The 9,485-nt window shown below is 63.7% G+C and carries 13 protein-coding genes; 9 read left to right on the plus strand and 4 right to left on the minus strand.

Annotated elements, in window-relative coordinates; translation table 11 throughout:
• The 4 genes from OC610_RS14360 to cobG all read right to left on the minus strand — a co-directional run.
• Positions 1-122: hypothetical protein (locus OC610_RS14360; RefSeq protein ID WP_264428573.1), on the minus strand; the 122-nt coding region annotated here is incomplete at its 3' end.
• Entirely contained in the window at positions 119-853 is a 735-nt protein-coding gene (locus OC610_RS14365; RefSeq protein ID WP_264428556.1) for a precorrin-2 C(20)-methyltransferase, read from the minus strand. The genes OC610_RS14360 and OC610_RS14365, both read right to left, overlap by 4 nt.
• Complete coding sequence (locus tag OC610_RS14370; protein ID WP_264428558.1) at positions 850-1,476, minus strand: precorrin-8X methylmutase; 627 nt, start codon at positions 1,474-1,476, stop codon at positions 850-852. Before OC610_RS14370 ends, OC610_RS14365 begins: the two co-directional genes overlap by 4 nt.
• On the minus strand, positions 1,469-2,788 hold the full coding sequence (gene cobG, locus OC610_RS14375) for a precorrin-3B synthase (protein WP_264428561.1): 1,320 nt from the start codon (positions 2,786-2,788) through the stop codon (positions 1,469-1,471). The genes OC610_RS14370 and cobG overlap by 8 nt, the downstream gene beginning before the upstream one ends.
• A 315-nt stretch (positions 2,789-3,103) precedes the next feature.
• Between cobG and cbiE the strand changes: the two genes are divergently transcribed.
• The 9 genes from cbiE to OC610_RS14420 form a co-directional block, all read left to right on the plus strand.
• Entirely contained in the window at positions 3,104-4,315 is a 1,212-nt protein-coding gene (gene cbiE, locus OC610_RS14380; RefSeq protein ID WP_264428562.1) for a precorrin-6y C5,15-methyltransferase (decarboxylating) subunit CbiE, read from the plus strand.
• Positions 4,308-5,405 (plus strand): cobalt-precorrin-5B (C(1))-methyltransferase, encoded by a 1,098-nt coding sequence (locus OC610_RS14385; protein ID WP_264428564.1) that lies wholly within the window; start codon positions 4,308-4,310, stop codon positions 5,403-5,405. The genes cbiE and OC610_RS14385 overlap by 8 nt, the downstream gene beginning before the upstream one ends.
• An 11-nt stretch (positions 5,406-5,416) precedes the next feature.
• The gene (locus OC610_RS14390) at positions 5,417-6,145 is read left to right on the plus strand and encodes a cobalt-precorrin-6A reductase (RefSeq protein ID WP_264428574.1); all 729 of its coding nucleotides are present in this window, start codon (positions 5,417-5,419) and stop codon (positions 6,143-6,145) included.
• Between the two features lie 193 nt (positions 6,146-6,338).
• Complete coding sequence (locus tag OC610_RS14395) at positions 6,339-6,641, plus strand: type II toxin-antitoxin system RelE/ParE family toxin (protein ID WP_264428566.1); 303 nt, start codon at positions 6,339-6,341, stop codon at positions 6,639-6,641.
• A gap of 3 nt (positions 6,642-6,644) precedes the next feature.
• Positions 6,645-6,935: an addiction module antidote protein gene (locus tag OC610_RS14400; RefSeq protein ID WP_264428568.1), complete on the plus strand. Its 291-nt coding sequence runs from the start codon at positions 6,645-6,647 to the stop codon at positions 6,933-6,935.
• A gap of 177 nt (positions 6,936-7,112) precedes the next feature.
• The gene (locus OC610_RS14405) at positions 7,113-7,511 is read left to right on the plus strand and encodes a DUF2946 domain-containing protein (RefSeq protein ID WP_264428569.1); all 399 of its coding nucleotides are present in this window, start codon (positions 7,113-7,115) and stop codon (positions 7,509-7,511) included.
• Positions 7,512-7,558: 47 nt separating this feature from the next.
• Positions 7,559-8,038 carry a copper chaperone PCu(A)C gene (locus OC610_RS14410; protein WP_264428570.1) on the plus strand — a complete coding sequence of 160 codons (480 nt, stop codon included), beginning with the start codon at positions 7,559-7,561 and terminating at the stop codon, positions 8,036-8,038.
• Between the two features lie 13 nt (positions 8,039-8,051).
• The gene (locus OC610_RS14415) at positions 8,052-8,483 is read left to right on the plus strand and encodes a DUF2946 domain-containing protein (protein WP_408636590.1); all 432 of its coding nucleotides are present in this window, start codon (positions 8,052-8,054) and stop codon (positions 8,481-8,483) included.
• 83 nt (positions 8,484-8,566) lie between these two features.
• Positions 8,567-9,485 (plus strand): TonB-dependent receptor plug domain-containing protein (locus OC610_RS14420; RefSeq protein WP_264428572.1); only part of this gene is annotated, 919 nt, incomplete at its 3' end.

Consider the following 9,485-nt stretch of genomic DNA (forward strand, 5'->3'; position numbering starts at 1 on the left):
CTGCCCTCGACCCGGCCGGCGAGGCCGTGGATCAAGGCGTCGGGATAACACTGCTGGATTCGCCGGGCCGTCGCCAGGCTGCCCTGGCCAAGGATGACAATTGCCGGAACCGTTGAAATCATCCCTGCCACCGTTCGCCCGGCACGATGATCAGCGAGAAGTACGGCGAAGACATCGGCTCGACTTCATCCAACGGCACGATTTTCTGGTTGGCCATGGTCGCCCGTTCGACGTACAGCGCCCGTCCGTCCATGCCCAGCTCCTGAAGCACTTGGCGAACCTTGGGAAAGTTGCGCCCCAGTTTCATGATGACCGCTGCGTCCGCGTCGGCCAGGCGGCGCTTGAGTTCTTCGTGGGGCAATACGCCTGAAAGCACCGACAGGCTCTGGTTGCGATAGACCAGCGGCGCACCCAGCACCGAGGCACCACCGAGCATCGAACACACGCCCGGGATGACTTCGGCATCGTAGCGCTCGGCCAAACGATCGTGCAGGTACATGTAGGAGCCGTAGAAGAACGGATCGCCTTCGCAAATCACCGCCACGTCACGCCCAGCGTCCAGGTGCACGGCCAACTGCTCGGCGGCGGTGTCATAGAAATCGGCGATCACTTCTTCATAGGACAACGGCGCCGGCAGCACCTCGGTAGTGACCGGATAGACCAGCGGCAGCAACGTCTGCACATCCTGCAAATGGGCTTCGATGATGCCGAAGGCGTTGCCCTTCTTGCCCTTGGCGACGAAGTACGCCACCACGGGCGACTCGCGCAGCAGGCGCAGGGCCTTGACCGTAATCAGTTCCGGGTCACCGGGGCCCACGCCGAGGCCGATCAGACGTCCAGGCTGCAGCATCATTCAATCTCCGTGGCGAGGGCGTTGACGGCGGCGGCGGCCATGGCGCTACCGCCCAGGCGGCCTTGCATGATCACGAACGGTACGCCACGGCTGTCGGCCGCCAGCGCGGCCTTGGATTCGGCGGCGCCGACAAAGCCCACCGGGAAGCCGAGGATCAGGGCCGGTTTCGGTGCACCGGCATCGAGCATTTCCAACAGGTAGAACAGCGCCGTCGGCGCGTTGCCGATAACCACCACGCTGCCTTCCAGATGCGGACGCCACAGTTCCAGCGCCGCCGCCGAGCGGGTGTTGCCCAGCTCGCGGGCCAACGCCGGCACACTGTCGTCGCGCAAGGTGCAGATCACCTCATTATTGGCCGGCAAACGGGCCCGGGTCACACCCTCGGACACCATCCGCGCGTCGCACAGGATCGGCGCACCGGCGGCCAGTGCCAGGCGACCAGCCGTGCCCGCGCCTTCGGAAAACTGCAGGCCGTCGATAGCCTCGACCATGCCGCAGGCGTGGATCACCCGCACTGCGAGTTTCTCCAGGTCGGCCGGAATGCGCGCCAGGTTGGCTTCGGCGCGGATGATCGCGAAGGAGTTGCGATAGATCTCCTGACCGTCGCGGATGTAATCAAGCATCAAGGGGGCTCCGGGGATGAGCGTCGAGCCAGTGGTCGAGCGCTTCGATAGTCAGATTGTGTGCCTGCAACGCGCCGAAACCCGGCAGCGTCGCATCGCGAAAATACAGGTCGTAACGACCGGGGGCGACCGCCAGCAAGGTGACGGGCGCGACATGGGCCGCCGCGCAAGAGCGCGGGCAGCCGGAAAAATGGATCTTCAATGCCTGGCCACGGCGTTGCAGTCGCTCGGCCAGTCGGCGGGCGTCGGCCTTGGTGTCGGCGAGGGCTTTGCCACAGCCACTGGAGCCGGTGCAGGCGATGAGTTGCGCAAGGGCCTGGTCACTCGAACCTGGAAATCCCAGTTCTTCAAGCCGCGCCAACACTTCATCGGCATATTCGCGGTGCACGTTGGGCAGCAACAGGCTCTGCCAGGGCGTGAAACGAAGGCTGCCGTCGCCCTTCTCCCGCGCCAACTGCGCCGCGCCTAGCAGCATTGCGGCGTCGAGCCGGCCAAGGGCCGCCGCCGCGCCGACATAGACGCGGTCGTCGTGCTGGGAATGGACGCCGAGGTGCAGCCCATCGATGGACGTATTTCGCTGCCAATCCGGGCAAGCTTGCAGGGGTACACGGTCGGCCAGCCGGGCCATGAATTCATCCATGGGGAGTTCGGCCAGCAGGTCACGCATGCGGATCTGGTCCGGACGCGCCAAGTCCAGAAACACCTCAAGTACCGCCACCACCAAGGCGTGCCCTTGGGCCAGGGGCACCCGGCCCGCCGCTTTGTCCAGCGGGGTGCCGGCCAAGCCGAAGGCCAACCAAAGCTCGCCGTCGCGGACCAGGGCCGACAGCCAGAGGTCGTGGTGATGTTCGAGCATCGCCAGCGCTTCCCCACCGTCCAGTTGCACGGCGAACTTGGCCGACAACTCATGGAAACGTTCGTGGCTTTGCAGGGTGACGAGGATCTGCCCGGCCAATGGACGGGTGTCGAACAACCTCTGCCGGTCGATTCCCGCCGAAGGGCTGAGCATCAGGTTGCGCACGTCATCGCCGGACGGTTTGCGAGGACCAAGCCCGGCAGCCAGCAATGGCTCGATCAGCGCGTCATGCCCAGGGCCGATCCCACGGATTTGCAGGTTGGCCCGGTTGGTCGCCTCGATCACGCCACCGGCGAACCGCTCGGCCACCGAGGCCACGGCCTCGGCCTGATCCGCCCGGATGGAACCACCATCGAGCTTGATCCGACAGATCCCTCCGTCCAGCGCCTGGACGACACGCAGCAACCCCGGGCAACCGGAGGGGCGAATGACGTTTGAGGATGGATGTTCGTTCAAGGCAGGACCGGCAGATAAGAAACGCCACGACGGCGAGGGGCCGTCATTATGCCTGCTTTGCCGGGGGTGCTGGTCGGAATGCTGACGGTGGACACACAAATCCTGTATCCATCACAAATCCGCCCTGTGGGAGCGAGCTTGCTCGCGATGACGGCGTTACACTCGACATCACTTTTTCAGGCAGACCGCTATCGCGAGCAAGCTCGCTCCCACAGGGGATGGGTCACGCCTGATCCACCGGAGCGCGGTATGATGGCGGCCCGTTCGGGGACGCTATCGGCGCGCCGATCCAACCTATTCATTCGAGGAACAGAGATGACCCCCTGGCTGACCGTAGTGGGCATCGGTGAAGACGGCTTCAAGGGCCTGGGCCGAACGGCTCGCCATGCATTGCTGCGGGCGTCGCGGATCCTGGGCAGCGCTCGCCAGTTGGATTTGCTGCCGCTGTGTATCCGTGGCGAAAGGGAATTGTGGCCCAGCCCGTTCTCCCTGGAACCGCTGCTTGCCTGCCAGGGCGAACCGGTGTGCGTGCTGGCCAGTGGGGATCCGATGTTCTATGGCGTCGGCGCGAGCCTGGCCAGACAGGTGCCCAGCGATCAAATGTTGATCATCCCCGCGCCATCCTCCTGTTCACTGGCCGCGGCGCGCATGGGCTGGCCGCTGCAGGACGTGGTCACGCTGTCGCTGGTGGCGCGTCCCCTGGCGGCGCTGAATGTGCATTTATCCACAGGCGTCAGACTGTTGTTGTTGAGCAATGATCGCCAGACCCCTGCCGCCGTGGCGACGTTGCTGCGTGAGCGGGGATTCGGCTCGAGTGTCATGACTATCCTGGAGCATCTGGGTGGTGCTACCGAACGACGGATCGAAAACACCGCGACACAGTGGTCCGATGAACCCGTCGCCGACCTGAACCTGATCGCCATCGAATGCCGCGCCGAACCGTCGACGCGCGCCCTCTCACGCCTGGCCGGCCTGCCGGACACCGCATTCGAGCATGACGGCCAATTGACCAAACGCGACGTGCGCGCCATCACCCTGGCCCGTCTCGCCCCCACACCCGGCGAGCTGCTGTGGGATGTCGGCGCGGGCAGCGGCTCCATCGGCATCGAATGGATGCGCGCGCACCCCAGCTGCCGGGCCCTGGCCATCGAAGCCGATGAAGGCCGCCAAGGCCTGATCGAACGCAACCGCGACACCCTCGGCGTGCCGGGCCTGCAACTGATTCGCGGCAGCGCCCCGCAGGCGTTGGAAAGCCTCGAACGGCCGGACGCGGTGTTCATCGGTGGTGGCGTCACCCGCGAAGGCGTGCTCGACGCCTGCTGGGCCCGACTCAAGCCCGGCGGTCGGTTGGTCGCCAATGCTGTGACCCTGCAAAGCGAAATGACCCTCATGCACTGGCGCGAACTTCACGGCGGTGAGCTGACCCGCATTCACATCGCCCAAGCCCAGCCATTGGGCGAGTTCGACACCTGGCGCCAGGCCTTGCCGATCACCTTGCTGGACCTGGCGAAGCCCCTCGATGCGTGACGAAACCGCCGAACAACCCGCGCCCCTGCGCAGCGGCCTGACCACCGGCAGTTGCGCCACCGCCACCAGCCTGGCGGCGGCCCGCTTGCTGCTGCGCGGCACCGAGGCCGATGCCGTTGAAATCGTCTTGCCCAAGGGCAAGCACGTGCAGATGCGCCTGGAGTTCTGCCGATTGACCGAGCAAGGCGCCGAGGCTGGGACGATCAAGGACGCCGGCGATGACCCGGACGTGACCCACGGCGCCCTGTTGTTTTCCCAGGTGCGCTTGACCGTCGAGCCCGGCGTGCGCTTCGTCGCCGGACGCGGCGTGGGCACAGTGACACGGCCGGGATTGGTGCTGGGCGTCGGTGAGCCGGCAATCAACCCGGTGCCACGCCAGATGATCAACGATCACCTCGGCCGCTTGGCCGAGGAAAGCGGCTACACCGGTGGTTTCGAAGTCACGGTCAATGTCGAGGGCGGCGAAGCCCTGGCGTTGAAAACCATGAATCCGCGACTGGGCATCCTCGGCGGCCTGTCGATCCTCGGCACCAGCGGCATCGTCCGGCCGTTTTCCTGCGCGGCCTACATCGCCTCGATCCACCAGGGCATCGACGTGGCGAAGACCAACGGCTACCTGCACATCGCCGCCTGCACCGGCAATGCCAGCGAAGACACCATGCGCCGGGTCTACAACCTGCCGGAAATCGCCCTGATCGAAATGGGTGACTTCGTCGGCGCCGTGCTCAAGCATGTGCGCAAGGTGCCGGTGGAAAAACTCAGCCTCTGCGGGGGCTTTGGCAAGATCAGCAAACTCGCCGCCGGCCATATGGACCTGCACAGCCGCCACTCGAGCATCGACCTGCCGCAACTGGCCGAATGGGCTGCCGCGATCGGTGCCGACGAACGTTTGCAGCAAGACATTCGCCAGGCCAACACCAGCCAGCAAGCCTTGGCAATGGCCGGCGCCGCCGGCATCGCCCTCGGTGACGCAGTGTGCGAACACGCGCTGGCCTTCGCCCGCAGCGTGGTGCCGGCCCAGGTCCAGGTCGAAGTCTTCGCCATCGACCGCCAGGGTGGGATTGTCGGCCACGCGGGAGCCTTGTCATGAAGAGCCTTGAAATGAAACGCATCCTGCTGCTCGGTGGCGTCACCGAAGCCCTGGCCATCGCCCGCACCCTCGGCCCCCAGCACATCTACAGCCTGGCCGGCATCGGTCGCGTCCCCACCGACCTGAGCTGCCAGGTGCGCGTCGGCGGCTACGGCGGCGCCGAAGGGCTGGCGCAATTCATCCGCGCCGAGGGCATCGACCTGCTATTGGATGCAACCCACCCCTACGCCGCGCAAATCAGCCACAACGCGGCCCAAGCCGCCCGCGCCTGCGCCATCCCCTGCTGGGGTCTGCGCCGTCCGGCCTGGCAACCCCAGGCCGGCGATGACTGGCGCGAAGTGGCCGACTGGAGCGAACTGATCCAGGCCCTGCAACCCTTCCACCGCCCCTTGTTCACCCTCGGGCGCGAGCCGCTGCAACACCTGGATGAAATTCCACCAGAGCAATTCTGGACCTTGCGGGCGCTGGAGGTTTACCCCGGCAATGAGCGCTGCGAAGTGATTGGCGCCCGTGGGCCGTTTCACATCGAGGGCGAGCGTGAGCTGTTCGAACGGCAGCGGATTGATGTGCTGGTCAGCAAGAACAGTGGCAGCACGGCGACTGAGCCGAAACTGGACGTGGCGCGGGAGCGCGGGGTGCCGGTGTTGGTGTTGAAGCGGCCGGTGCTGGCGCGGGTGGATCGGGAGTTTGAGGTAACCAATGAAGTGCTGGACGCTTTATCCGTACCAAACGGGTTCTAGATTCAACACATCCGCGCGACATTTCCGACAACTTTTCGAGACGGAGCCGACTGTCTCGTCCAAGACGTTCAATTCTATATTTCCTCTCTCGTAATGCCCTCCGCAGCGCGTGGTAGTCATTAAGCGCGAGCGACCCTTCTCGCGCCGACGAAAGTGCTGCTTGCCAACATGTATCCCAAGGGATACGATCCGAATGATCGAATTTGAACAATCCCAAGTATTTTCAAGCTGGCTTAACGGGTTGAAGGATATCTCTGGGAAAGCTCGCATCATTGCCAGGCTTCGATCTGCAGAGCATGGAAATTTTGGTGATTGCGAGCCGGTGGGCAACGCAGTGTATGAGATGCGCGTTCACTCAGGTCCGGGCTACAGAGTTTATTTCTCCCGTCGAGGCTCCGTACTTTATTTGCTGCTTGTAGGAGGCGAAAAATCAACTCAGAAACGGGACATCGCGCGCGCTGTTCAAATGGCGCAAACCATGGGCAATGAGGAGTGAATCATGACCGAAGTATTCACGCGTTTCGATGCAGCCACCTACCTCCAGACACCTGAGGAAATGGCTGCTTATCTGGATGCCTGTTTCGAAGAAGACGCTGGGGACGGCGTACTGGTTCGAGCAGCTCTTAACGACATAGCCAGGGCAAAAGGCATGACGCAGATTGCCCGTGATGCAGGCTTGGGCCGGGAGAGCCTTTACAAAGCATTGGGAAGTACGGGCAATCCAGAATTCACGACCATCATGAAGGTCATGAAAGCTTTGGGCCTGAGGCTACATACGACCGCCATTTGACAAGCGATGGCTTTCCTCCCGTAGCGCAATGATCGTGTGTCCGTTAACCAGCCTGAAAAATCTACTGCTACTGTTAACACAAGCCCTGCGACCCTACACCGCACGTGGCCTTTTTACTTCTGCCCCCCGATCAGGCTAAATACCGCCACCTGATCGCCCAACCGAGCGGATTGCCCCATGCCCCGACAACGGCTTGCATTTGCCTGGATCGCCTGCTTCGCAGTGCTGTTCAACATGCTTGCCATGCCGCTTTCCAACAACGGGAGCGCGACTGCTAATTTGCCCGCCGAACAGATACTCTGGGGCAGCTTCTGCTCCTCCAGCGGCACGAAAATGATGGCTGTTTCGCTGGGCAAATTCGAACAAGGCTCGCCACAGAAAGACACTCACTCGACCATGCAGCATTGCTGGTGCTGCTCAGGTCCGGCGCCATTGGTGGCGCTCGCCGGGCATGCTCCGCAGTTGTATCTGGATGCACAACGGGCCCATCGCAATGCCGTCCATTCACAACTCGACAGCCCCACCCCGCGCCAGCAATGGCCCAGCCTCAATCCCCGCGCCTCGCCTCTGGCCTGATTCTTCCCGCATAAACCTGCGCCCCTGAATCGTTCCGGAGAATTGCCATGTTGAACAGACTTATCCTGCTGGCCGCCCTATTGCTTCCCGTCGGCTTCGCCCAAGCTCACCAATACAAGGCAGGCGAGCTTGAGATCGCTCATCCGTGGTCCCAGGAATTGCCGCCCAACGCGCCGACCGTCGCCGCGTATTTCGTGATTCACAACAGTGGCAACGACGAGGACAAACTGCTCAGCGTCGACTCGCCGATTGCCGGCAAGGCCGAGCTCCATGAGCACGTGATGCAAAACGACCTGATGAAGATGCAGCCGGTGCCTGTCGTAGCCATCGCCCCCGGTGCGACCGTCACCTTCGCGCCAATGGCCTATCACGTGATGCTGTTGGACCTGAAGGACCGCAGCCTGCTCAGCGACGGCAAACGTTTCCCCATGACCCTGCATTTCGAGAAGGCCGGGGATGTCACGGTCGATGTCGCGGTGCAGAAAAAAGCACCCGACGGCACCAAGACGCATGTGCACGGCCAGTAAGGCGTAGCCGCCCATGCAACCTCGTCGCGCCAGCCTGTCCACCCACCGCAGCCGTCAGCCCATGAGCCTGACCCGCGGTAGCTGGATCAGCCTGTTCGCCATGCTGATGATCTTCATCGGTCCGCTGGTTTCCCAGTCGATGCCGATGGATCAACACATGTCCATGGACATGCCGATGAGCATGGACATGAGCATGGACATGGCGGCGCACGAAGGGCCTGCCGCCGAACACTGCCCGCCCCAGAGCGAACATCATGCGCTTTGGGAAAAATGCGGCTATTGCAGCCTGCTGTTCAACTGCCCGGCGCTGCCCGGCGGTCATACCTTCGCCGTTTTCGACGCCCCCCACACCAACACCTACACCAGCCCTTCCCCACGCCTGGGCCATGCCCGGACCGCGTTCTTCCCAGGTGCCCGCACCCGCGCACCGCCCTTCGCAGCGTAGCTCCCGACACATACTCAACCGGTCGCAAAAGACAGCCCCAGGCTGCCCGACCGTGTCGTCTACGTCTGTTCGATGGAATTATCATGTCCAGGTTTTCTGCTGGCATCGCTTTGGGCGCTGCCCAGGTTCGCTGCCCCTTGAACGCGCCACGGGTTCGTTCGCGCCACACCGTTGCCGCACTGTGCGGCCTGCTACTCACTCCGCTCGCGCTGGCCGATGAGCACGATAATCACGACCACCCGCTAGAAGAACTGAGCCCGACGGTGATTACGGCCATCGCCCCCAGCTCGCCCCTGACCGTCGTCACCAACCCCAAGGACCCGCGCCAACCGGTGCCGGCCAGCGATGGCGGCGACTACCTCAAGACCATTCCCGGCTTCGCCCTGGTGCGCAACGGCGGGACCAACGGCGACCCGGTGCTGCGCGGCATGTTCGGCTCGCGGCTGAACATCCTCACCAACGGCAGCATGCTCTTGGGCGCTTGCCCGGGGCGGATGGACGCGCCGACGTCCTACATTTCGCCGGAAACCTACGACAAGCTCACCGTGATCAAAGGCCCGCAAACCGTGCTCTGGGGCCCCGGCGCCTCGGCCGGGACCGTGCTGTTCGAGCGCGAGCCGGAGCAGTTCGGCGAGCTCGGCACCCGGGTCAACGCCAGTGTGCTGGCCGGCTCCAACGGCCGTTTCGACAAAGTGGTGGACGCCGCCGCTGGCGGACCGCTGGGTTATGTACGGGTGATCGGCAACACTGCCCATTCGGACGATTACCGCGACGGCAACAACGACACCGTGCCGTCGCGCTATGACAAATGGAATGGCGACGTCACCCTCGGCTGGACGCCGGACGCCGATACCTTGCTGGAGCTGACCGCCGGCAAGGGCGACGGTCAGGCACGCTACGCCGGGCGCGGCATGGACGGTGCGCAGTTCAAGCGCGAAAGCCTCGGGCTGCGTTTCGAGCGCTCGAACATCGGCGAGGTGCTGGATAAAGTCGAAGCGCAGG

This window comes from Pseudomonas agronomica, from assembly GCF_025917275.1.
Taxonomy (GTDB): Bacteria; Pseudomonadota; Gammaproteobacteria; order Pseudomonadales; family Pseudomonadaceae; genus Aquipseudomonas; species Aquipseudomonas agronomica.

Coding starts and splice junctions, on each gene's coding strand:
- OC610_RS14365 (WP_264428556.1), bottom strand. CDS start 853: ATGATGCTGCAGCCTGGACGTCTGATCGGCCTCGGCGTGGGCCCCGGT.
- OC610_RS14370 (WP_264428558.1), bottom strand. CDS start 1,476: ATGCTTGATTACATCCGCGACGGTCAGGAGATCTATCGCAACTCCTTC.
- cbiE (WP_264428562.1), top strand. CDS start 3,104: ATGACCCCCTGGCTGACCGTAGTGGGCATCGGTGAAGACGGCTTCAAG.
- OC610_RS14385 (WP_264428564.1), top strand. CDS start 4,308: ATGCGTGACGAAACCGCCGAACAACCCGCGCCCCTGCGCAGCGGCCTG.
- OC610_RS14390 (WP_264428574.1), top strand. CDS start 5,417: ATGAAACGCATCCTGCTGCTCGGTGGCGTCACCGAAGCCCTGGCCATC.
- OC610_RS14395 (WP_264428566.1), top strand. CDS start 6,339: ATGATCGAATTTGAACAATCCCAAGTATTTTCAAGCTGGCTTAACGGG.
- OC610_RS14400 (WP_264428568.1), top strand. CDS start 6,645: ATGACCGAAGTATTCACGCGTTTCGATGCAGCCACCTACCTCCAGACA.
- OC610_RS14405 (WP_264428569.1), top strand. CDS start 7,113: ATGCCCCGACAACGGCTTGCATTTGCCTGGATCGCCTGCTTCGCAGTG.
- OC610_RS14410 (WP_264428570.1), top strand. CDS start 7,559: ATGTTGAACAGACTTATCCTGCTGGCCGCCCTATTGCTTCCCGTCGGC.
- OC610_RS14415 (WP_408636590.1), top strand. CDS start 8,052: ATGCAACCTCGTCGCGCCAGCCTGTCCACCCACCGCAGCCGTCAGCCC.